The sequence below is a fragment of the Mesotoga sp. Brook.08.YT.4.2.5.2. genome, from assembly GCF_003351125.1.
Lineage (GTDB): Bacteria > Thermotogota > Thermotogae > Petrotogales > Kosmotogaceae > Mesotoga.
Window position 1 is genome coordinate 12,972 of the sequence record NZ_JPGZ01000055.1, and the last position, 23,035, is coordinate 36,006.

At 49.5% G+C, this 23,035-nt stretch carries 21 protein-coding genes and 1 pseudogene; 17 read left to right on the forward strand and 5 right to left on the reverse strand.

Annotated elements, in window-relative coordinates; genetic code table 11:
* Window positions 1–105: 105 nt before the first annotated feature.
* Window positions 106–348 (reverse strand): hypothetical protein, encoded by a 243-nt coding sequence (locus Q502_RS13200; RefSeq protein WP_103135093.1) that lies wholly within the window; start codon window positions 346–348, stop codon window positions 106–108.
* Window positions 349–489: 141 nt separating this feature from the next.
* Between Q502_RS13200 and Q502_RS13205 the strand changes: the two genes are divergently transcribed.
* Window positions 490–855, forward strand: coding sequence for a four helix bundle protein (locus tag Q502_RS13205; RefSeq protein ID WP_102819273.1), 366 nt, complete (start codon window positions 490–492; stop codon window positions 853–855).
* Window positions 856–923: 68 nt separating this feature from the next.
* On the opposite strand, the gene Q502_RS13210 is transcribed toward Q502_RS13205, so the two are convergent.
* Both Q502_RS13210 and Q502_RS13215 read right to left on the reverse strand, forming a co-directional pair.
* Window positions 924–1,133: a DUF2922 family protein gene (locus tag Q502_RS13210; RefSeq protein ID WP_099831059.1), complete on the reverse strand. Its 210-nt coding sequence runs from the start codon at window positions 1,131–1,133 to the stop codon at window positions 924–926.
* 197 nt (window positions 1,134–1,330) lie between these two features.
* On the reverse strand, window positions 1,331–1,567 hold the full coding sequence (locus tag Q502_RS13215; RefSeq protein WP_099830178.1) for a DUF1659 domain-containing protein: 237 nt from the start codon (window positions 1,565–1,567) through the stop codon (window positions 1,331–1,333).
* 400 nt (window positions 1,568–1,967) lie between these two features.
* On the opposite strand from Q502_RS13215, the gene Q502_RS13220 reads away from it, so the two are divergent.
* From Q502_RS13220 to Q502_RS13245, 6 genes are all read left to right on the forward strand, one after another.
* The gene (locus Q502_RS13220) at window positions 1,968–2,288 is read left to right on the forward strand and encodes a helix-turn-helix domain-containing protein (RefSeq protein ID WP_180977974.1); all 321 of its coding nucleotides are present in this window, start codon (window positions 1,968–1,970) and stop codon (window positions 2,286–2,288) included.
* Window positions 2,248–2,490, forward strand: coding sequence for a helix-turn-helix transcriptional regulator (locus tag Q502_RS13225; RefSeq protein WP_243392349.1), 243 nt, complete (start codon window positions 2,248–2,250; stop codon window positions 2,488–2,490). The genes Q502_RS13220 and Q502_RS13225 overlap by 41 nt, the downstream gene beginning before the upstream one ends.
* Window positions 2,491–2,715: 225 nt before the next feature.
* Window positions 2,716–4,143, forward strand: coding sequence for a PD-(D/E)XK nuclease family protein (locus Q502_RS13230; RefSeq protein WP_102819275.1), 1,428 nt, complete (start codon window positions 2,716–2,718; stop codon window positions 4,141–4,143).
* Window positions 4,144–4,319: 176 nt separating this feature from the next.
* The gene (locus Q502_RS13235) at window positions 4,320–5,525 is read left to right on the forward strand and encodes a hypothetical protein (protein ID WP_112109473.1); all 1,206 of its coding nucleotides are present in this window, start codon (window positions 4,320–4,322) and stop codon (window positions 5,523–5,525) included.
* A 25-nt stretch (window positions 5,526–5,550) separates the two neighbouring features.
* On the forward strand, window positions 5,551–6,306 hold the full coding sequence (locus Q502_RS13240) for an ATP-binding protein (protein WP_102819277.1): 756 nt from the start codon (window positions 5,551–5,553) through the stop codon (window positions 6,304–6,306).
* A 4-nt stretch (window positions 6,307–6,310) separates the two neighbouring features.
* Entirely contained in the window at window positions 6,311–7,069 is a 759-nt protein-coding gene (locus tag Q502_RS13245) for a M48 family metallopeptidase (protein ID WP_102819278.1), read from the forward strand.
* 645 nt (window positions 7,070–7,714) lie between these two features.
* On the opposite strand, the gene Q502_RS13250 is transcribed toward Q502_RS13245, so the two are convergent.
* Complete coding sequence (locus Q502_RS13250) at window positions 7,715–9,496, reverse strand: transporter substrate-binding domain-containing protein (protein ID WP_102819280.1); 1,782 nt, start codon at window positions 9,494–9,496, stop codon at window positions 7,715–7,717.
* Window positions 9,497–9,750: 254 nt separating this feature from the next.
* On the opposite strand from Q502_RS13250, the gene Q502_RS13255 reads away from it, so the two are divergent.
* From Q502_RS13255 to Q502_RS13265, 3 genes are read left to right on the forward strand one after another with little or no spacing between them, the layout of a single operon-like run.
* Entirely contained in the window at window positions 9,751–10,053 is a 303-nt protein-coding gene (locus Q502_RS13255; protein ID WP_102819281.1) for a 4Fe-4S binding protein, read from the forward strand.
* Window positions 10,054–10,074: 21 nt separating this feature from the next.
* A complete protein-coding gene (locus tag Q502_RS13260; protein WP_102819282.1) occupies window positions 10,075–11,034 on the forward strand; it encodes a radical SAM protein in 960 nt (319 codons plus the stop codon).
* A 3-nt stretch (window positions 11,035–11,037) separates the two neighbouring features.
* Window positions 11,038–11,361, forward strand: coding sequence for a NifB/NifX family molybdenum-iron cluster-binding protein (locus Q502_RS13265; RefSeq protein ID WP_102819283.1), 324 nt, complete (start codon window positions 11,038–11,040; stop codon window positions 11,359–11,361).
* 668 nt (window positions 11,362–12,029) lie between these two features.
* On the opposite strand, the pseudogene Q502_RS13275 reads toward Q502_RS13265, so the two are convergent.
* A pseudogene (locus tag Q502_RS13275) lies at window positions 12,030–12,650 on the reverse strand (group II intron maturase-specific domain-containing protein); the annotation flags it as partial.
* Window positions 12,651–13,248: 598 nt separating this feature from the next.
* Here Q502_RS13275 and Q502_RS13280 point away from each other — a divergent pair.
* The 7 genes from Q502_RS13280 to Q502_RS13310 all read left to right on the forward strand — a co-directional run bounded on the left by Q502_RS13280 (window position 13,249) and on the right by Q502_RS13310 (window position 22,525).
* A complete protein-coding gene (locus Q502_RS13280) occupies window positions 13,249–14,235 on the forward strand; it encodes a LacI family DNA-binding transcriptional regulator (protein ID WP_258002026.1) in 987 nt (328 codons plus the stop codon).
* 27 nt (window positions 14,236–14,262) lie between these two features.
* Window positions 14,263–15,510, forward strand: a complete 1,248-nt coding sequence (locus tag Q502_RS13285; RefSeq protein WP_102819286.1) for an ABC transporter substrate-binding protein — start codon at window positions 14,263–14,265, stop codon at window positions 15,508–15,510.
* 56 nt (window positions 15,511–15,566) lie between these two features.
* Window positions 15,567–16,463 carry a carbohydrate ABC transporter permease gene (locus Q502_RS13290; RefSeq protein WP_102819287.1) on the forward strand — a complete coding sequence of 299 codons (897 nt, stop codon included), beginning with the start codon at window positions 15,567–15,569 and terminating at the stop codon, window positions 16,461–16,463.
* Entirely contained in the window at window positions 16,463–17,290 is an 828-nt protein-coding gene (locus Q502_RS13295; protein WP_180977976.1) for a carbohydrate ABC transporter permease, read from the forward strand. The genes Q502_RS13290 and Q502_RS13295 overlap by 1 nt, the downstream gene beginning before the upstream one ends.
* Before the next feature lie 59 nt (window positions 17,291–17,349).
* Entirely contained in the window at window positions 17,350–18,735 is a 1,386-nt protein-coding gene (locus Q502_RS13300; protein WP_181456420.1) for a cellulase family glycosylhydrolase, read from the forward strand.
* A 44-nt stretch (window positions 18,736–18,779) separates the two neighbouring features.
* On the forward strand, window positions 18,780–19,991 hold the full coding sequence (locus Q502_RS13305; protein ID WP_102819290.1) for a family 1 glycosylhydrolase: 1,212 nt from the start codon (window positions 18,780–18,782) through the stop codon (window positions 19,989–19,991).
* A gap of 77 nt (window positions 19,992–20,068) precedes the next feature.
* Window positions 20,069–22,525: a glycoside hydrolase family 2 protein gene (locus tag Q502_RS13310; RefSeq protein ID WP_102819291.1), complete on the forward strand. Its 2,457-nt coding sequence runs from the start codon at window positions 20,069–20,071 to the stop codon at window positions 22,523–22,525.
* The last annotated feature ends 510 nt before the right edge of the window (window positions 22,526–23,035 follow it).

Sequence of the window (23,035 nt, forward strand, 5' to 3'; positions counted from 1 at the left end):
CGGCATCAATGCCGGGTTAAAAAAGAAGGTGAAATACAGTGCGTTTGTTTGTTTTCGAGTCGCTTAGAAACATTGTGTTTCTCAATCGCTATCTGCAAATAGCTATTACTTTACCAGCACCTTCATCGCTGTCTTCCAAAGTCCCCTGTTAAGGAACATGACGACGAGGTCAATCAAGACATCCAGGATGAAGTCGAAGAATTCTGGATCGATCTTCCACTCTTCATCCGGAAGCGCATCCTTTATCATCTGTTTCACTTTCTCTTTCTTCTCAGCCCCATTGCCGGGACTCTCTACGTAACTTGCAAAGACGGTTATTAGAGAAATCAATTGTCGTATGAAATCCATAAAATCCTCCTTTTTGCGATCGTGGTAGGGGGTAGGGGGTTGCGGGTTGGGCAGATCTTTTTTAACCAGAAGACTCTGATTGGCTGAACACAGGAAATCTGCTACAATTCTTTCTGATCTTTTATTCAAGGAGGTATGAACTTGTTCGGCAGATTCAGAGAACTCGATTTGTGGAAGTGTTCTATGGAACTTGTAGTTGAAGTCTATACGCTGACTAGAAAGCTCCCAGAACACGAGAGATTCGGTCTTGTTTCACAGATGCAGAGGGCTGCTGTTTCAGTACCATCAAACATTGCAGAGGGATACGGCAGAGAACACACCAAAGAGTTGATCAAGTTTCTTTACGTTTCCCGCGGTTCCCTCATGGAACTTTCCACTCAGATGGAGATAAGCGTGAAACTTGGTTACCTGTCTGAAGGTGATCTCAAGCAGTTCGAATCCCTGTCGAACAGAGTCCACAAGCTCTTGAATGGACTTATCTTCTCTTTGAAGAAGACCGTTAAGTAAACAGGACGGGGATTTCTCCCCGATCCTGTTCTTTCCAACCTGCTACCTGCTATCCGCTACCACGTGGGTCAGATGAGGTTAAACAACTCATTCTTCTGGGTATCGATCACTGCCGCGTAGTCTACCGCATAGCTTGAAGGGATTGCCTTCAGAGTTATGAGGTTTCCCATCACAGTCTCGACTTCAGACTGAGTGAGACTCTCCTTGGGCTCCTTTATGTAGAAGCCCTTGGACTTCTTCGCGGTTGAATCGTACCACCTAACGCTCAGGTTTCTCATTTGAGTTCCTCCTTTCGAATAACGGTTCTCCGTTGACCGTCATCCGTCCTCCGAAAGAGCTATAAAGTGCAGTGGCATTGCATTTTCGATCCTAATCGGCGAACGGACTACGGCCTACGGTTACATTGTTTCACCGGTCAGAGGTAAGAAGCTATTGAATTTCTAACCTCCAGCCTCTACCCTCTTACATCAATCTCTTAATCGATCGGTCCGAGGGTCTGGGTTTCTACTAGCTTGATATCGGCGATGATGTAATCGGTGAGGCTTGCGATGTTGTAAGCTGCGTCATAAGCCTCCTGAGCAGTCATTGCTGAATCGACCTTGAGAGTCTGTCTCGAGAGGACTGGTTTGTCGTCCTCAATGACACCTGTATCCCAGGTGATCGAGAGTGACTTCTCAGTTCCTACTACCATTACAGTTGTGCCAAGTCCCATGAAAATTCCTCCTTTTCTTTCAGTTGCAAGTTACAAGTCGCAAGATGCAAGTAAGACCTGGATCTTTCTTCTCTTACAACTGAGAACTCACAACTTGCAACTGCTCTTCTTCGTGGCCACGTGACAAGAGAATAACGTTAAATCTCTGTAAAAGCCAAGTACCTGATTCTCAGTCAAGGAATATGTTCAAAGCATTACGAAGGGCAAAACAAGCAGATTTGAGAAACATCCTTAAAAAGATTCTACTTTTTCGCGAAATTGTTACTCTCTATGATTCCCATGAATGCTCACTTTCATAACATTTTCTCTGGACTTTAGTCGTGTTTCTTGCTAGTATTTGATTGATGACCATAGGCAATACACAATACAATGAATCTATTATGTCGAAGGAGGTTAAATGTTGATCTTAAAGCGTCTAAGAAGAAATAAGGGACTGTCTATTCAGGAGGTCGCAGAGAGGCTTGGGATAAGCAGGCAGAAATACTCGAGGATCGAGAAGTCACCGGAAGAGTTGAAAGACTTCTTTCTCGCAGACAGAATAGCGAGTATCTTCTCTGTGCCTGTGGAGTTTCTCTTCGAACGCTTCAGCGTGAGAGTGTCGCCACTAACGCTTCCTGAAGAGATGGACGAAAGGAGGGATGCAAATAGAGATATTCAGAGAGGCACGCCATCGCAGTGGTTTGACTCAGAAGCAGCTGGCGGAAAGGGTCGGACTGAGTGAGAACTATATCTGTGCGATCGAAAACGGGAGGATTACCCCGCTGTTCAACAAGGCGGACAGGATCGCGAAGGAACTGGCAGTACCCGTTGAATTCCTGTTCACCTGTTATGTGAGACTTTCAAGGCTGCCAAGGTTCAAGGAACTCATGTATCTCTACAACCTGGGATACGACATTAGTCCGTATGAGACCGAGGAAGTGTGAGTGAGAACAGGTCAACCGTCGATGGTCAACCGTCCAAAGATCCGCTATTTTCGCTTGGGAAGATAGATCTTTACGAAGGACGGGTCCACGATCTGGGACGGGCAACGAAGGACGTCTCTTCACAGCGTACAGCGATAAAGGTTTTTCCAGCGATCAGCGGTTCTGATGCTTGCAACTTGCAACTCAGAACTTGCAACTGAACTAATGAAAGGAAGGTGATTCGCCATGAATCCGGCAGTAAAAAACGAGAACGGACCTCTGGCAGGAGATCCGCTCTCAAGAAACAACTATTACAGGACACAACTAAATACTATCACTTTCAAACGGGAAAGGTCTAATTCTGTTTACCCTTTTTGCAACAGTGATATTACTTCGTCAATTCACGCAGAAGAAGTGTCAGGAAGAGGACAGAATCTCTCTTGTCCATACATTTCCAGGCAATTAGCTCCTGAGAAATCGGAGAACGGAGAACGGCTGACGGAGAACCGTCACCCGTTCCCCTTATCCTATTCCCGAATCAAAGCCTTCGTGGAATGTCCTCACAGGTTCTATCTCCGTTATTTTGAAGGCCTGCCAGAAGCTCAGGGAGAGGGAAGAAAACATAACGGGCTCATCTTGAGGGCGGTGTTCAACGCTTATCTCGGTAACTCCCCTACTCCCCTTCTCTTTGGAGAGAATCTCAAGAGGGATATGGAGCAGATAGAGTTCGGAGTTCAATTCCTCAAGAGCAAAGATGTTCTTGCTCTCAATATCCCCTTCGCTCTGGACAGATTCTCCAATCCCGTGCCCTTCGATGAACCGGAAGTCGTGTTTAGGGGAGTGGCGCAGGCGCTCTATGAGGAAGAGCGGAAAGACGTCCCTCGTCCTTCGTCCCAGAGCGTGGACCCGTCCTTCGCGAAAAACCATGAAGCGGACTTCTTCGTTTCTCATCCCGAAAACGAAGCTAAAAAGAGCCTTGAATCAGCTTTTCTAGGTCTTTCGGATGACGGAGGACCTGAGACGGTCAACCAGGCTCTTACCCTCTGCCACTTTAAAGCGGGGTTTGGCGATCCCGACTGGGAGAGGCTCTTTATCTACGCCTGGGCTCTATCGAGACAGGGATATGACATAGGCAGGATCGAATGGGTCTCTCTTTCAGCGGGCGCTTCCTTCTCGAAAGAGATAACGAAAGAAAATCTCGAAGAGGCGGGAATCAATCTATACGCCTGGATAAACCAGATCCTTCAGAGCGACTTTTCGCCCGAAGCAGGAGATCACTGCTCTTACTGCCTGTATCATTCACTCTGCCCTCTCATGGAGAAGCTGGGAGAGGATCTCACGATAAGTGACAGTGACTCTCTAAAGAACACCCTTCAGAAGACAGTAGCCTTTCAGGAAGGGGCGAAGAAGATGAAGAAGCTCGCAGATGAATTCATAGACAGGGAAGGGATAGGAAAGGTGGAGCTTCATGGTTATGAATACGCGAGCGATGAAGCTCCTACTCAGATAAGGCTTCTGGATAGAGAGGCTGCTCTGGATACAGTCGTTGGCCTTCCTGATCCATTCAAATTCATCACGTTCAGGAACTTATCCGAGCTGGTCGACTATCTTCCCGAAGAAGCGTACGAGAAGAAAGAGAAACTGAAGCCGGTGAGGAGGTTTCGAAAGGCCTGACGGCGTGGTTGCAGATAGGGGGTAGCGGGCTCGTAAGATCTTGACCAACCCCAAGAGAGTTAACGGTTTACCGTTGACGGCGTGGTTGCAGATAGGGGGTAGCGGGTACGCAAGATCTTGACCTACTCCCTACCCCGCCGCCCCCGCTACCACGACTCAAATTTGGAGGTTTTACCGTGAATTACATAGAACTGATTAACAACTTTTGGATAGCGAACAAGATACACAAGTTCAACTCTCTTGAGACGTCTCTTTATTTCTTCATACTCGACTATGCGAATAACGCGAGATGGCCCGAGAGTTTCATAGTTCCAAACGGGATAGTTCAGAGCGTATACGGATGCACGAAGGGGCAGCTCTCAAGAGCTAGAAGAAGACTGTGCAAGGCGGGACTCATTTCCTATGAATCGGGCGACAGATTCAACCCCGGAAAATACACAGTAATTGCGCACCCGACACCTACCCGTGACCTACCCGAGGCCGACACAAGACCTACTCTAGACACACCACCCTGCGCGGTTGCGAAAGCGTCTGTTCATGAACAAGAGAACAGCGTCATTAAAGATGAGACCATACCCGAGACCTACTCTAGGCCTACTGGAGACCTACCGGAGGCCTACCCGACGCCTGCTAGTAATATAAACAAAACTAAACTAAAGAAAAGTAAAGTAAACAAAACAAGAGAAAAAAACATTCTTTCTCCTTACGGAGAAACGAAAGCTTTGCTTTCGGATTCAACGGAAAAAGGGGTTAAGAATGGAGAGAAAGAAGAGATTTCTGAAGTCACGAAGAAAGTCTCTCTTGTGCAAACAGGATTGGAGAATGATTCGCAAGAGCTCATTTCCGGAGACACTCCTCCCGGCGAAATGGCCGTTTCCAGAATCAAATCGAACTTGATGGAGACTTCGCATAAAGGCGAAGGCGGACCTCCGGAAGAAGTTTCAGCGGAAGGTTGTCTGATTGCTCCGCTGTTCGAGAGGAATGATCCGGACAGGGAAGATGGAAAGCAAGAGGATCTCTCCTATCTCGACTCCTGTTCGAGGTACGAGAGAGACGTTATGGAGACGTGGGAGGCGATAATAGGGCCCTTCGAGAGGGAATGGATCCCATTGCTGAGAGAAGCCCTCAATAAATGCTATCCCTCTCAGATAAAGACTGCGATCATCGCTATAGACAGATCGAAACACGAAGTCCTCGAAGAGATCGGCTTCAAATATCTCATGCAGCCTCTTCTAAGGGGCGCATTCGGAAGGAGAGCGAATAGAAATGGAAGAAAAGATTGGAGCGATTCTGGATCGTTTAGAGATCCTATCGAAAAGTTCAAGAATCCCGCAAGAGAAAAGCCCAAAACACTTGAAGAACTCCTCAAATACACCGTGTAGCAAAGACGAGGCGATAGAAGAGTGCATGAGGAACTGTCCCGGCCCGGAGAAGTGCCCTTACGGGGGGTATATAGTCTACGCGAGCGAAGACCCACAGTACAGCGACCTCATGTACGAGTGCTCGATATACAGAGAATTCAGAAGGGTAAAGGAGAACATGGAGAGGCTGATAAAAGTTCTTCCCAAAGGACTTTGGGAGAGAAGACTGGACAACTTCATCGCTGAAGATGAAGTGACTGAAAGGGCGCTGGACCTCTCGAAGAAGTATGTGAGACACAGGGCGTGGAAGATAGGATCGAACTTCATCCTTCTCGGAGGCTACGGCACCGGAAAGACTCACCTCGCGGCGGGAATTGCGATAGAGGCGGTGAATATGGGAGATACCGTCGCCTTCATAACCGCTCCGTCTCTGAAGATCGGAGACTTCAAGACAATTTCCGAGAAGATACAGGAGTGTTCAGGAGTAGACCTTCTCGTTATTGACGACCTCAGCAACGAGACGGAAAACAAGATGACCACAGACAAGATATTCGAACTGATAAACCACAGGTATGAACAAGGGGCGGGAACTATAATAACCTCCAACCTGAACTTGGCCGACTTCGATGAAACCGTGGGGGCCAGGATCTTCAGCAGACTGGGCGAGAGGACAGCGATCATGCGGCTGGAAGGAGTCAAGTCCTACCGCGAGAAGAAGAGGGAGAGGTATGTGGCATGGACGAGAGATGAGTTCCAAGATACAAGTTCCAAGTTGCAAGAAGAGCGAAGGAAAGAGGAGTGATGCAATGGAAGACAGAATAACCAAGACGATGGCTCTGCTTCTGGATGGAAGTTGGAAAGAAGCGGCCAAGCTTTATCGCGAGATAATAAACGATCTCTCAAAGAAGGAGAGTGTTTCAGAAACAGTTCTAAATGGAGAAAGTAGTCAATGCGCTTCTGAGGCTGAGAAGGGCGTATCAGTTGCGAGCGAATTCGAGCGATGGCCCACACTGAACGATGAAGAGCTGTGGGATCTGGGGCATATCGCCTATCTCTTCGATGACACAGAGACTGCAGAGTCTCTCATTGAAGAGCATTATTCCAGGAAACCGAATGACATAGAAGGAATGGTCTTCCTCGGAAAGATCTACAAGAAGCGAAAGAAGCCTTACAAATCCGAACTTATGTTCAGGGCTGCTCTTTGGGAAGACAAAGATAACATGAAAGCTGTGGAAGAGCTTGTTTATCTCTATCTCGATACTGACAGGCCTCTCGATGCCCTCGCATGGGCTCAGAAGCTGCTGAGGCTCGATCCCCGGACTCCGAAAAGCTACTTTCTCGCAGGCAAGGCACTCGAGAGCCTCGACAAACCAGAGCAAAGCAGAAGATACATCATAGCAGGTATGATCCTCGATCTCTCCAGCTCCAGAGGAGGAAGCTTGCAGAACTTCTACGAAGACAAACTCGGCGAATCGATCACCATTGCTGATCTTGATGATGCCAGAGAGGTTATTGAGGAATGGGTGGGAAAAAACCAGCACGCGGTTGACCGTTCTCCGAGTTAGAGCACCAAGAGAGTAACTAGTTTCAAAACAGGTTGCTCTGTCCTTAGACCCGCTGAGGGCTGAACGCTGGGTAGAGCAAGGACCGGCTGGCTTCGCCAGGAAGTGATGCTCGCTGGCGCGAGGAAGTGATGCTGCTTCGCAGGAGGCGACAAAATAGCCAGTCAGGCTACGCCAGGCCAGTCTTTGGTTCGCAAAGGCCAGTCTCGCCTTCGGCGAGTCAAGTTCCGCTTCGTGGTGAAAGAGCCGATGAACGCTGAACGCTGGGAAGACCAAAATCAGGTGGTCGTTGTCGGTTCTCAGACAGGAGAATAGAGAGTAGGTTATTAAGTACGGGTTAAGCACTTCGGGTTTGAAAGAGCGGGTTATGAAGATCGGGTGTATTAAGAGCAAAGACCAGTTCCGCTACGCGGGCCAACATAGACCATAAACTCTATAAGTCTCTTGAAATGTTCTTCTCGGAGGACGGCGGACCGTTGACGGACAACGTTGTTTTGAGCAGCGACCAGCGGGTTCATCGCCTTTAAGCGGATAGCGGCTCTTATTCTTGCAACTCAGAACTTGTAACTTGGAACTGTACTACACACACCCTAACGGCAGGAAGGCCGCAAAAGCCTTCCTGCCACTATAATCATGTATGTTTCGTTTTTACTCGACTACTATGTTAATCGCAAAGGTCTGTATTGGATGGACGCTTTCCCAGGGGCGCCTGAGGGAGAATATCACAACTGTCTCGCCGGGTTGCTGGGCTTCGAATACCCACTGGACATTATAAGGAGCTCCCACAAGTTGGGAATCGTCAAGGAACTTTCTTTCGAAGATCGAGCCCTCGTAGATCAGCGAAACGACGTTTGGATTGGTTATCTTTACGTCCCAGATATAACCGGTGGATCCGTTCTCCTGGAGTTCCACGGTAGCTATCTCGCCTACGGAGAGGGTGTTCATGGAGGTTCGAAGACCCTTGACATCAAGATGGGAGGAATTCCAGAGCAGCGATGTCACAAGCATGTTCGGCACGAATTCTCTGATTGTTTCTTCGAAGCTTCCGTCGCGCTTCATTTCGTCGAGAGTCTTCTGAAAGCTCAGAATCATACCGAAGTTCGTTCCCTTCGAAGCTGCGATGTAGAAGTAGTTTGTTTGAAGCTCAATAAGTGCTTCCAGGTCGTCCATGCTGTAGCCTGCATTCTTGACGAGCTCGCCGACAGTGAGGTCGGTGAAGACTGCCAGATCTGTTTCGCCTTCGAAAAGCTGTACGACGGTGTCGAGAGGATCGAGAGAGCTCACGAGGTTCTCGAAGCCCATCTCCTTCAGGAGCTGCTCAGTCCACCAGTTCGTCGTCGTGCCTATGGCCGCGACAGTCTTTGCAGACTCGAGGTCTGTAACTGGGGCGTCGGTGTCTTTGCGGGCGTAGAGGTAGGCGGTGTTCTTTCCCACCGGTCCGATCCACTCGAAGTTATCCCTTCGCTGTTCGGTCTGGTCCATGCTGAAGAGGAAGACGTTCGGCAGATTCGAGGCCAGTTCATAGCCGATGGACCATGGGACTATAAGGATCTCTCCAGACATATCGTTTCTACGGAGGATCTCCTTTACCATTTCGGTTACGAAGCCCGTCGGTTCTCCATTTTCACCTTTGAAGGTAACGGGCGGGTACTCCTCGGTCAGGAAGGTGTAGATGCCGGGAACGGGCTGTCCGGGGAACCATTGGCCGTAGAGTTCGGAGAAGGAGCCGGATGCCTTGAGACCGTCGAGAGCCTTCTGGAATGCGCTCACGATTTCGGAGGGGACGTCCTTCGAGAAACCGAGGTATGTCATGTCAAGGTCGATCGCAACTGTTGGCACGAGAAGATTAGAGGCCTGTTCTTTCTGGAGTAGCTGTCGTAGAACTGCCGAGTTGAAGGGCGCGAGGTCGATTTCCCCGACAAATAGGGCATCGAGCAATGACTCCTCGTCTTCAAAAATGATTAGGTTGTCGAATCCCTGCTCCTCTAAGAGTTTGTGGGAGTAGTATTCTCTAACCACGCCCACCGAGTTTGCGTTTCTGACGTCCTCCAGCGATTTGAATTCACTCGAGAGCTCTTCTCTTGTGTAGAGGTAAGTGTTCGTTATGACAACGGGGCCTACCCACTGATAAAGAGCTTTTCTCTGGGTCGTGAAGACAAGAGAGGGAATGCAGTATCTCCCTTCGCCCTGTAACATTTCGAGGGCTTCGTCGAATTTAACGGGTCTCATCTCGACGTCGATGCCCGTTTCGCTTTCCAGTGATTCGATCAGATCGACGAGGAAGCCCTCCAGATGGCCTTCATCCAGGTAACTGAAGGGATCGTAATCGGGATTTACAAGGAAGGTAATGGGCTGGGCCAGGCCCACAGCCGATAGAAAAAGAACAAGGATAATGGAAAAGACGGCTTTCTTGGAAATATAAGATTTCACTTTTCTGCACCTCCAACTGAGTGTGTTATGATTCCTATTCTAGACGAAATCTCCCGTTTCACAAGCAACAATTATTACTGGTGAAGCTTATTGGCAAGTGGTCGTCTCACTCGGACAGCTTTTGGAAGCAGATTCTTTTCAGGATGTTCGTCAGAGTATTCTGGGAATTTGTAAAAGGGGATTTTGAAGTGAGTTTTGAAGTGATATAATATATATGCAATAAACATATATAATGAAAAAAGGAGATGTTTAAATTGCCTTGGGTAAGAGAAGATATGTGCACCGGATGCGGACTGTGTATCAAAGCCTGTCCGGTGGAAGGAGCAATCGTAATGAAGGCGGGCAAGGCGTACATAAACAACGCGCTTTGCACCAGATGCGGGGATTGTTTCAGTGCCTGTCCGGTGAATGCAATAAGGTCAAACTCTGAAAATCTATCTCTTAGAGCCGGTGGAGGAGGATACGGCATCGGCCGTGGAACCGGTCCTGGACAGGGAAGAGGAATGGGACGAGGTATGGGGGGAGGCAGACGCGGAGGAGGACAGGGAGGAAGATAGCCAAACAATATCGTTAGGGATGTGATTCGTTTGAGTCATGTATACGGAGTGGTGCCTTCAAGAAGACTTGGCAGATCGCTTGGGGTCTGTACGATACCGTTCAAGACATGCAATTACTCGTGTATTTACTGCCAGCTAGGAAGAACGACGAATATGACCAATACCAGGCAGACCTTCTATCCGCCTGAGGAGATTCTATCCGAGGCAAGAAGGTTTATAGAGGCTCACGGTGAAGAGTCGTTCGACGTTGTGACGGTTGTCGGAGAAGGTGAACCGACTCTGTACAAGCCATTGGATTCCATAGTGAATGGACTAAGAGAACTGACAGATAAGCCGCTTGTGCTAATCACAAATGGCTCTCTTTTATTTGAGAGATCATTAAGAGAAGAGATAATGGATTTCGATATTGTAATGCCGACCCTTGATGGCATCAACGAGGAGAGCTTTCGGAGAATAAACAGACCTTATGGAAAGCTCAGATATGAGAGGGTCTATAATGGTTTGCTAGAGTTTTCGAAGGAATTCAAGGGTGAAATCTGGCTGGAAGTAATGCTCGTAAAGGATTACAACGACAGTGACAAATTACTTGGAGAACTGAAGAATAGGATCGAACTGCTGGCCCCGGCAAGAGTGTACATAAATGTTCCTGCCAGGCCACCGGCAGAAGAAAATGTAGAAATACCTGAAGAAGAGACGCTTAGATATGCCCGCGCCCTTCTGAAGGCGGAGAGTATCGAGAACCTCCCGGTCAGCAGCTTCACTACCTCTGAGAAAAAAGCGCTGGATGCAGTGATCGAGATCATCAAGCGCCATCCGATGTCGGAGAAAGACATAAAGAGTTTTGTGGAGGCGGAGTTCAATGAGGAATCGGTCGGAGATCTTCTGAAGAGACTTAGCAAGAATCCGAACGTCGAGAAGAACTCCTATCGCGGGAAGGATTTTTACAGATACATCCTTGCAGGAAGACGATCAGGAGGATGAGAAATGGGAAAGTTAATCGCAATCGGGACCAACGACGGCTTCAAATTGAACGACGACCACTTCGGGCAGTCAAGGTACTACGACATTTATGAGCTTGACGAAGGCAAATGCGCCGTCAAGCTGGAAGCAAGGCCTAATCCTTATTTTGAGAATCATAAGCATGCGGAACTCGACGAGATCCTCCAGGTTATCGGTGACTGCCCTGTCTGGATCGGGGCAGCAATGGGACAGGGATCGCTGAAAAAGCTTGCCGAGATGGACTACGAGCCGGTGATTCTAGAGCCGATGACAATTGAAGAGGCATTGAAGGCCTATCTCAAAGAATAACGTTGGTGGCTTCGTCACAGCCAGTCGAGCTTTTAAACGAAGACGGCTCTAAACAGCGTACAGCGGGTCCTTGTTCTTAAGCGTACAGCTGATCTTCAGGGCGAGATCCCGTGCAGGTGCATCACGGGATGACCCTGAGGTCGGAAAAATAGGGACTCCATTTTTAGGAACAAGAGCAGTTCTTCCTTCATAAGAGCGTGCAGAGAGCCGTCCTTCGACCTTCGTCCAGGAGCATAAACCCGTCCTTGGGAAGAGCGGGAGAAGAGCAGTTCTTCGTTCCGACGCTTCGCGTCCAGGTTCTTGGTTTCTCTCCTAGAACTGTGTCTAGGGTATGGCAAGGGTATGGCAAGAGCCGAAAGAGCGGGAAGAGAGGGCGAGAAAACGCGAAAAACGGTACAGACGTCAGGAGCTCGTCAGTCCCTATTTTCGCTTCTCGTCATCTCGTGGTTTTTAACTACGATTTCGGTCTGCGGTGTCTCTCTCTCTCGCTCTTCTCGGTGGACGGTGGACCGTTGACAGACAACGTTGTTTTGAGCAGCGTACAGCGGGTTCACCGTTTTTAAGCGTGCAGCGGCTCTTATTCTTGTAACCGGCTCTTAGCCCAGGGGGATTTCACCCCCAGGCTCTCTCAGAACCGGACTTGAACCTCTCGATTCATCCGGCTCCCATTATCCAGCCATATAGAATATCCCCATTGCCCAGTGTTCAAATAGATGAGGCTCTCTGCGTGCAAGAGCTTCTAGCCATTTACCCGCTTTTGTAAGACCTCTCCTTTTCTTGTACTTGTTTCTTACCCATTGAACTAAGGCTTTGTTTAGCCGACTCAATACTGTATACATTTCAAATCTGCGAAAGTGACCATAGTAGTTTATCCAACCTCTTATTACCGGGTTGATCCTTTCTGAGAGTTCTTCAATACTCAGGTATGACTTGGTTTGAAGTCTCATTCTCCGGATCTTCTGTCTCATCGCTTTCTTTGCCTGTTCACTCACTGCAGGGGTGAAGCTGTAGAAGATCCTCCCATTTCTGTCTTTGCAGCTGCGGACTCTGAAGGTGTATCCTAGAAAGTCAAAGGTTGTATTTGGATACTCGTCCTTCCTCTTTTCGTCTTTGCAGTAGACAATACGGGTCTTCTCTGGATGAAGCTCCAGTTTGCATTCTTCCATTCTTTCTTTGAGACTTTCAAGAAGAAGGTCCGCTTCCTCCAGAGTTCTACAGTGTATCACTCCATCATCTGCGTATCTGGCAAAGGGCTTATCCGGATGAGTTCTCTCCATCCACTTGTCAAAAACCGAATCCCTATTTATTCCTGTATTTTGGTCGTGGTGAAGGGCGGCCTTGGCTGGTCCATCTTCGGTATTAGCTGGGGATTGCGATCCTTAAGATCGTGCTCAAGGTCGTATTCTTCTCCTGAATGCCGCTCTGGCTTTCGATGGGAGGGCACCTATTGATGGGCTGGCTATTGGTCTCTATAGTTTACGGCGTGTATATCAGACTAGGGATGTGGTCTATTCTCCTCATGCTCCTGGGCGGACTGTTCTACACGATCGGGGCGTCATATTAATAACGGAAAAACCCACTCCCTTCCCGGGAAAGATAGCACCATGAACTCTGGCACATACTGGTTATGCTCGGAATTTTCATTTTCTTCTCATGATGTTCCTTTATCTGCTTTCGTACTGAAATCTCTCCTATCAATAATATATTAACAGAATCAAGAAAATTGTTCCTGTTAGTTGCCTGTCATTGCTCCTGATTGTCTTTAATCCCTTCTGATTGCTCTTGGTTATAATATGGCTATAATGTTAGAATAACTGCAAACGTTTCCGGATACGTTTGCGGAGGAATCTTCGTCCAATTCTGTTTTCATGGGGGTGTTGTGTGGCAATGGCACGCGTCACTATAAAGGATGTGGCTGTATCTCTCGGTTTGTCGGCATCCACCGTTTCCAGGGCGCTTAATGACAAGGGCGATGTCGATCCGAAAACGAGAAGGAAAGTGAAAGAAAAGGCCTTGGAGCTGGGGTACTTTCCAAACATGGTGGCAAAGGCTCTGAAGGGGAAGGCGCTGGGACTGCTTGGAGTTGTGATAGACGACAACGCTAATCCCTTCTACGCCGAAGTGGTGAAGGGAATGGAACGCCAGGCAAGGGAATACGGTTTTCATCTCCTTCTGGTGAACACTTCCGCCGATTACGAAGAACAGGTCTTCGCTGTCGATTTTCTTCAGAGCAAGGGTGTCGATGGTATTCTGATAGCCCCGGTAGATGACACCAAGCCATACGAAATGGAGGCTCTCAGAGTGCCGTTCGTGGTTGTCGGAAGGCATTTCGAAGAGGGAGATTTCGTAGAGGTGTACAACGATGAGGTTCTTGGAGGTTATCTGGCCACGAAGCGTCTCCTCGACGGGGGCAGGCGCAACATTGTCACCATACAGCCGGCGATGAACATTTATCCGACGCGCGGAAGAAGTGAAGGTTACCGAAAGGCTCTAATGGAGTTTTCCGCAGAACTTTACAGCCAGTCCCGCGAGTTGAAGTCTTCTCCCGAACAGACCGGAAATTCCCTGAAAGAGTATATCAAGACACAGGGATTGCCCGATGCCATCTTCGCTTACAACGATATGTACGCGCTCGAAGCTATAACCTGCCTGAAAGGAAGGAAACTGAGGGTTCCCGAAGACGTGGCCGTGGTCGGTTACGATGACATTCCCTATTCGGTGTATGTCCATCCCGCTCTGACGAGCGTCGCGCTTGACAAAGAGTGGATGGGCAAAACCAGTGTCGAATTGCTTGTGAGAATGGTTCAGGGTGAGGAGTTGAAAAAGAAAAAGTACATACAGAAACCCGTTCTCAGAGTCAGGGACTCTGGGTAGGAGTAATGGAATAAGGGAGGGTTTAACATGAAAAGGTTTTTTCTAGTTTCTTTGATCGGTTTGCTGCTGCTCTCGGTGTCGGCCTTTGGAGTAATTACACTTGAATTCTGGACCGGCTTCACCGGACCGGACGGGAGGTTCATGCAGGAACTGGTTGACCGGTTCAACCAGGAACACAAAGACGAGATACAGGTGAACATGAGTACCATGCTCTGGGCCGATTACAACACGAAGGTGCCGATAGCTCTCGCGAGCGGAAAGGGACCTGATGTCGGAGTCGCAGCCATCGACAATCTGAGAAGTTTTGTGAGTCAGGGCATGCTCCTGCCTCTGGACGATTATCTGGGGATCATGGGTATCAAGGAGGGCGATATCGTCTCCTCGGTCTGGGACGCGACCCATGTGGACGGAAGTATCTACGGGATCTCTCTGGACGTTCATCCCCTGGTTTTCTACTGGAACAAGGAACTCTTCAGAGAGGCCGGACTGGATCCGGAGAATCCGCCTATGACGCGCGAGGCTTTCATCGAGGCGGCGAAGGCGCTTACCAAAGACACCAACGGCGACGGCACGATAGACCAGTGGGGCACGATGATTCCAGTCGGTTGGCCGAACTACTTCATTTGGTTCTCGGCCTTCTTCTCCAACGGTGGAGAGCTTTTCAATGAAGATCTCACGAAAGCCACTTTTGCCAGTCCCGCCGGTATGGACGCCATGCAGTTCTTGGTAGATCTTGTTTTCAAGTACAAAGTCTCTCCAGAAAAGGTGCAGGTCGATGCCGATATCGACGCTTTCAAGAGAGGAACCTGCGCAATGGAATTCAACGGAATCTGGATGCTCACAAACTACATGGAAGTAGAGGGGCTAGAATTCGGCGCAGGTCCGGTGCCGCAGTTCGGTTCGGAAAGACCGGCAAACTGGGCCGGCTCTCATACGCTGGTGATTTACAAACAGAGGAAACAGGATCTGGAGAAAACTGAGGCCGCCGCCAGGTTCATCGGCTGGATAAGCAACCACAGTTATGATTGGGCTCTCGCCGGGCAGATACCGGTCAACGTATCCGTTCAGAACAGCGAGCAATTCCAGGCACTTCCATATCACAGTTCCATTGCAAAGGGTGTCGCGAACGTCGTCTTCCCGCCATTCTTCCCCAAGTACGGAGATTCGACAGGCCCGATATGGGAGGCGCTGAACCTGGCCATCCTGGGTCAGAAGACCGTCGAGCAGGCTTTGAAAGACGCTGAAAAGATCAGCAACGAAATTTTGCAGGATTGATTATCCCGACGCCTTTCCCGTAAGCGGGAGAGGCGTTCTCTCTAGAGGTGGTCGCTTTGAACACCAAAAAGGCGGTTCCTTATTTGCTCCTGTTACCGCACGCGGTTTTTTTTGGGATCTTTTTCATCTTTCCGCTTTTCAAGAGCCTGTATATGAGTTTTACCGAGTGGGGGCTCTTTCAGGGAATGATCAGATACGTCGGTCTGGACAACTACGCCAGACTTTTCGACTTCGGTGGTTACCGTTCGCAGTACTTCTGGAGTGCCATCTGGGTCACTGTGCAGTTCGTTTTGTACTCGGTACCGGTACTCGTGTCCGTTTCTCTGGCGCTGGCCCTGATTCTCAACAACAGAAAATTGAAGATGAAGAGCTTCCACCTCACGGCCTTCTTCTTGCCTACGGCCCTCTCGGTGACGGTTGTGGCCGTAATGTGGAGGTGGATACTGAACGTTCATTCCGGTCTTTTGAATTATCTACTGTCCTTCTTCGGAATCGAAAAGATACCGTGGTTGACCGATCTTCCCTGGGTCTGGGGAGCGATAATCATCGCGACCGTCTGGTGGACTGTAGGGTGGAACACGGTTATTTTTCTGGGTGGACTGTCGAAGATACCGGAACCGCTTTACGACTCGGCAAAAGTAGACGGTGCCAACGCATTCAGAAGGTTTTTGAACGTGACGCTGCCAGGTTTGAAACAGGTCATGATGTTCGTGGTCATAACACAGGTTCTGGCCGGGTTCGGTCTCTTTGCACAGCCGCAACTCATGACCGGAGGAGGCCCGGGAAGGGCGACCATCCCGATAATGCTTCATATCTACGGTGAAGCCTTCAACCCCTCCAGACCGAGAATGGGCTATGCCACTGCCATGTCGCTTATAACCGGTGTGATCATCGTTTCAGTCACGTTCATCCAGTACTTTCTCTTCACTCGAAAGAGTAAGGAGGAGAGATGATGAAAAGAAGAGGCATAACGGTGAATATAGTAGCTCTGCTGATAGCGCTGGTCTTCATCTTTCCCCTTTACTGGACTTTTTTGACGGCCTTCCGTACGGAGGCGCAGATTCTTGAATGGCCGCCGAAGTTCCTGCCGACGAACCTCACGTTAGCCAACTTCGAAGAAGTGCTGGCCCATCCTCAGGATACACCCGTGTTTCAGTGGTTTATCAACAGCCTTTTCGCGGCAGTCAGTTATGCCAGCCTTTCGGTCGTTGTGGGCGTGATGGCGGCCTTTGCGCTGGCGAGAATGCAATTCAGGTTCAGAGATGCTTACTTCAAGATTATACTGGCCTCCATGGCCGTGCCCGGCATGATACACTTTCTCCCTAACTACACAACCATAGACGCTCTTGGCTGGACTGACAACCTGGTTGCGATAATCGTTCCGGGACTGGCCTCGACCTTTGGAATATTCCTGTTGAGGCAGTTCTTCATCAGCGTTCCCAGAGAGATCGAGGAGGCAGCCATAATAGACGGGGCCAACATCCGCCAGAGAATCTTCTATGTTATCGCTCCCCTGGCTAAGGAGTCGATCATCATACTCTGGGTCATGAATTTCATGTCCAACTGGAACGATTATCTCTGGGCCCTTGTGGTTCTCTACTCACCGAACAAGAGAACGATGCCGGTTGGAATGTCGACCCTTCAGGGAAAATACGTGACCCAGTACGGTCCGCTCATGGCCGGAGCCCTCTTCATCGCGGTGCCTTCGATCCTCATCTTTCTGCTTGTGCAAAGGTACTATATCAAAGGCATCGACATAAGCGGCGCCGTGAAGGAGTAAAGGGGTGATGCTGTGAAAAAGACTTTAGTGTTTTTACGTTTTTGATCGCGGTGATGTGTATGGCATCCTTTGTGAAAGTCTCGCCCGGAGGGAAGTACTTCCAGCACGACGGAGAGGTCTTGATCCCCATAGGATTCAATGACGCGATTACGTGGCCTTCGCTCATATCGTTGAGCTACGGGAACGTTTCGGCCGCCGAAGAGTACTTCGAGAAGCTTTCTTCCTACGGCGTCAACACGCTCAGAATCATGCTCGAATACGCCCAGGACAGATCGGGAGTCTCTCTCCTGGAAAAGCCGCTCGGAGTGTACAACGATTCCGTAATTAAGATGTGGGACGAGATAGTCAGACTGGCCGAAAAGTACGATATATATTTAATCGTAATTCCATGGGATCCCTTCTGGATGTACGAGAACTGGGACGTCAATCCCTACAATGAGGCGAATGGCGGACCGATAAAGACCTTGAGCCAGTTTTTGACCGATCCACAGGTCAGGCAATGGCAGAAAGAGCGGTTCAGGTTCATGGTTGAGAGGTACGGTTCCAGTGAGAGAATACTGGCCTGGGAGATGAACAACGAGATAGAGCTCTGGTACGGTCATATCTTCTACAAGGCTGATTATACGATCGGGAACGAAGCACGTGAGTGGCTGGGAGAGATGTCGGCCTTTATCCGTGAGCTGGAGATGGAACTGTACGGCGACAACCACCTCCTGACGGTTTCCACGGCCAGGCCCGGACTGACGGGCACGCTGGCGGGAAAGCTTTACAGATTCGATTACATTGATTTTTTCACCACCCACTTCTACTTCGATACGGTGAAGAACCCATCGGATCCTATGGCGATTGCAAGAGACGTTTCGGCCAATATAAACTATCATAACTATCTCTTCGGCGACTCCCTTCCCTTCATGGACAGCGAAAGCGGACCGATCGACCGCTGGCCCCAGCCGGCAGGCTTCGACTCGGAGTGCTACAGGGCCTTTTCCTGGTCGCATTTGGCCAGCGGAGGAACTGGCACGGGTCTACGCTGGCCCTACACTTCTCCGCACATGATGCCCGATCGCCTTCTCGAGGTACTCTCTTCCATCTCGCGGTTCGTCGCTTCGGGAGGGATAGACTGGCTGAATTTCAAGGGAGTCAACCTGGATATGGAGATCTCTCTACTTTCCGAGGGAAAGACGGTTCACACTTGCAGCGGAAACGACTACGAAAATTTGAGAGAACTGATCGGCTGGGCCATGTCGACTTCGAAGATCGGCATGGCGACGCTGGAGCTTAAGGGACTTGAACAGGGCAAATATAGAATGGAGATCTGGCACATCTCTGAGGAGTCCAATTCGCGGCCGGTGGAGTTCTTCGATTTCGAATTTCCGCTCCGGACAAATATAGGGCTGGATATAGACCACAGTAGTTTCGCTTACAAGATCTATAAAGTTGAATGAAGGACCTATCTTCAAGAAATGAAAAGAACACAGGCGGTGATTGAGTGAGAAGAGATTTCATGTGGATAACGGGCATAGAAGATACGTTCGTCAGCGCGACCGACAGCATCTCGGCGAGACCGCTGGACGAATACGAACTGACTCAGCACTACTCTCATTGGAAGGAAGATCTGAGAAGCATCTCCGACACGGGCTTCAAATACATCAGGTACGGAATTCCCTGGTACACGATCAACCCCGAAAAAGGCAGGTACGATTTTTCCTGGACCGACAGGGTCTTCGACTTCATGAGAGAGATCGGTCTGATACCGATCGTCGATTTCATTCACTACGGTACCCCCAGCTGGATGGACAACGGCTTCCTCAACAACGACTTTCCACTGTTAATGGCCGAATACGAATTGACCGTTATGAACAGGTACAAAGATTTCCTCAAATACTACACTCCTATGAACGAACCCTTCATAACGCAAGAATTCTGTGGAAAGCTCTCCGTATGGCCCCCATACCTGAAGGGCGACGATGGCTTTGTCAAGCTGCTCAAGGCCACGGCCAGGGGAATCGTAGAAACGGTTTCGTCCATCAAGCGCGAACTGCCGGAGGCCTTTGCGCTGCACGTCGAGGCGTCGGGCCTCTTTTTCAGCGACGATCCCGATCTGGCCGAAACGGTGACGCTGATGAACGAATTGAGGTATGCCACCTACGATCTTGTACAGGGGCTGATCAACAACAATCATCCGCTCATCGACTACCTCAGGAGAAACGGGATGTCCTACTCCGACCTCGACTGGTTCTTACCCAGAAAAATAGAGATAGATGGCTTCGGAGTAAACTACTATCCACAGCTCAGCGTTTACAGAGTTTTCAGATCGGGAAAAGACCTCAAGACACATTCGCACTACGGGAGCGTCGAGTATCTGAGAGAATTGCTTTTGAGCTATCACAGAAGATATGGAGGCCCGATCTTTCTCACCGAAACCAGCATCAACGGTGAACCCGATCACCAGATACGCTGGTGGAGGGAATCCAGGAAGCTCTTTGAGGATCTCCTGGATGAAGGTCTGAACCTGGGAGGATATACATGGTTCCCGGCAATGGATCTGATCAACTGGGACTACCGGTACGGTACCGCTCCGGTGGAGTGTTATCTTGAACCCATGGGATTCATACAGCTTAAAATGAATCCGGGCAGGGAGTTCGAGAGAAGAAAAGGCGAACTGGCAAGAGCTATGGAGGAAGATCTGAAACGAATCTGAAAGCACGGGAATCTTTCCCTGCTATGAGGTAAAATCGATAGAGTTCTTCACAAATAGATGAAAGTAGGTAAACCAAGATGCGAAGCGGAAGAAAAAGAATAAACCTGGACGGAAAATGGCGGTTCGATATGTTCGGCTGCGAGCCAGAAGATCTGGCGGAGGTCGAACCGGGAAGAACGATCGACGTTCCCGCCTGTGTTGAAAGGTACTTTCCCGCCGTTACACGCGAGCAGTTCTACCTTTACTACGAACGGAGCTTCGAGCTTGCGAAGCGGCACAACAGGCGCTATTTTCTCCACTTTGGAGCAGTTGACTATCTCTGCAAAGTCTTCCTCAACGGCGAGAAACTCGGTGAGCACATCGGGGGATACCTGCCATTCGAGTTCGAGATAACCCAATTAATTCTAGACAACAACAGGCTCCAGATTCTTGTCTTCGATCCAATCGGCGGGGGAGTTCTGGACAATAGAAAGATTCCCCACGGGAAACAGAACGGAGAGCCGAACTGGTACACCAACATCTCCGGTTTATGGCAGAGCGTATGGATCGAAGAGAGACCTGAAGTCTACATACATGACCTGAAGATAGAGGCTTCCTACCTTCAAGGAAGGGTTCGTGTGAGTTTCAAAACCGATTCAGTGATCGACGGAGCAGTGCTAACGCTTCTGGATAGAAAAGGAGACACCATCTCTTCAAAGAGGGCGGTCTCGAATGAAATAGATTTACCTGTTTCCGGAGTCTTTCCGTGGTCGCCCGGAGAGCCGAACCTCTACGATCTCGTTCTGGAGATCAGCTCGAGGGGCGTCCGCGATCGGTTGAGCGTCAGAACCGGGTTCAAGGACTTCCAGACAGCTTCAGGCCGCCTCCTTCTCAACGGGAGGGATTTCTACATCAAGGGTGTACTGGATCAGGACTTCTATCCCGAGACTCTGTATACGGTGCCTTCCAGGGAGTACCTGGGCGAGAGCTTCCGTAAACTGAAGAGAATGGGCATCAACACTTTGAGACATCACGTCAAAGTACCCGATCCGCTTTATATGGATCTTGCCGACGAAATCGGGCTCCTCGTCTGGCAGGATTCGCCCTATTTCGACGAGTTTTCTCCCACCGGCTCGCTGGAACTCCTCAAAACTATACGGGGAGCGATCGAGCGCGACCTTCACCATCCTTCTCTGTGCGTCTATTCGATAATAAACGAGTCGTGGGGGATAGATCTAACCGATCGGGAACAGGCCGGCTGGCTTGCAAGAGTCTTGGACGAACTGAAGCAGGATTATCCTTCGATTATCTTCACCGACAACTCAGCCTGCATGGGCAACTACCACCTGAAGAGCGATTTGAACGACTACCACTTCTACGCGAGCTCGATAGACCGCGGAAAGCTCTGGAATTTTCTGATAGAGTCTTTCTCGAACAACCCGGCCTCCTTCTATCTCCGAGAGTACAGAGACAACTTCGAGGAAGAACCGCTCTTGGTTTCGGAGTTTGGTAACTGGTCTCTGCCTCCGAAGAAATGGCTCGAGAAGAGAGACTGGCCTCACTGGTTTTCACACATCTTTAAAAATGTCGCCATGACCCATCCCGGGGGGGCAGGTGAAAGATTTCTGGCTAGTGAAATTGCCCGGGAGTATTCGTACGACGAGCTCTTCGAAATCTCGGTGGAGAATCAGCTGGAAAACTTGAGGATGGAGATCGATAAAATAAGGCTTCACGACAGGATACGCGGATTCGTGATAACGGAATCGAGCGATATTTTCTGGGAGTGCAACGGACTTTTAACCTTCGATAGAGACTTCAAATTCCCCCCCGAAAGGCTCGGAGCACTTCTCGAAAACGACCTCTTCGTGGCGTCTCTTGAGAGCGACACGCTCTGGCTGGGCCAGGAGGCTAGGCTTCTGGTAAGGCTTTTGAAAAGACTTCATGGCGAAACGATCTCCGTGGAGTCCGACGGCCTTTCCATCGAGCGCAGAATAGACGGTTTGGAGGGAGAGACGGTTGCCCTGCCGCTAGATACGTCTTCCATGAGTGAGGGTGTGAGAGCGTTGACCGTTCGCGTCGGAAGGGCCGTCTCCACCGTTCCGCTCCTGGTTTGCAAGAGGGGAGAAACAAAGCTTAAATTGATTAAGACCTCGAAAAGCGGCCCTTCGGAACCGGAAGACAACACCGTCCTAGTACTCGAGAGAGCCGGAATGAACGTTGGTATCTCCCCTTATTCGGCCAGGACCGTGGAGAAAGAGGATCTCCTTTCGGGAGACTGGATAAGCGGGATATTCTGGATCGTAAAAGATCTTTCCCCCTTTGCCCCGGGTGGTCACTTCAGAAAGTGTCACGGCGGGTTGATAGCCGGTAGGCCGATGATCGAAAGCGAAGGCTTTTCGAGGAGATTGATCGGAATAACATACGGCTGGCTGGCCGGATTTTACGGTTATCTAGATATGCTGGAGGGTCACAGGTTCGTCACGACGATGAATATAGATCCCTCCACTCCGCAGGGAAATCTGCTTCTCAGACAACTCGAAACTCTTCAGTATTGAGGCGCGAAAACTCATAGACGGCGATTTCAACATATCGATGTAAATTACTCAACGATGCTTCGAATTTTGAAGTGTTAAGTTGTATAACTCAGCTTTGACAGCAAAATGGAAGAAATCGCAGGAAGAAGTTCTGAAAGTCTCATGAATCCGTTGTAGATACTTGAATCACTTTCGAGATAAGGTGCCATGTGGTATTGCTTGTCGCTTTGTGTTTGCTTGCTTTGTAGTTATGTGTAGCGATATCATATAGGTGCCATGTTTCTAAGACTCATGGAAAAATCGGGACTCCATTTTTAGGAACAAGAGCGGTTCCTCGTTCTGACGCTTCGCGTCCAGGTTCTTGGTCATCAGTTGCAAGTTCCAAGATGCAAGTTGAATAAGAAAATGGTTGTCCGTTATCGGTTCACCGTTCTCCGAGCAGAGCTTCAAGACCTATCAAGCTCTTTGGATGATGATCTTAGGTCCTCCCTTGAGGGAGGAGGGCCACAAAGTGGCGGAGGGTGTGCACGT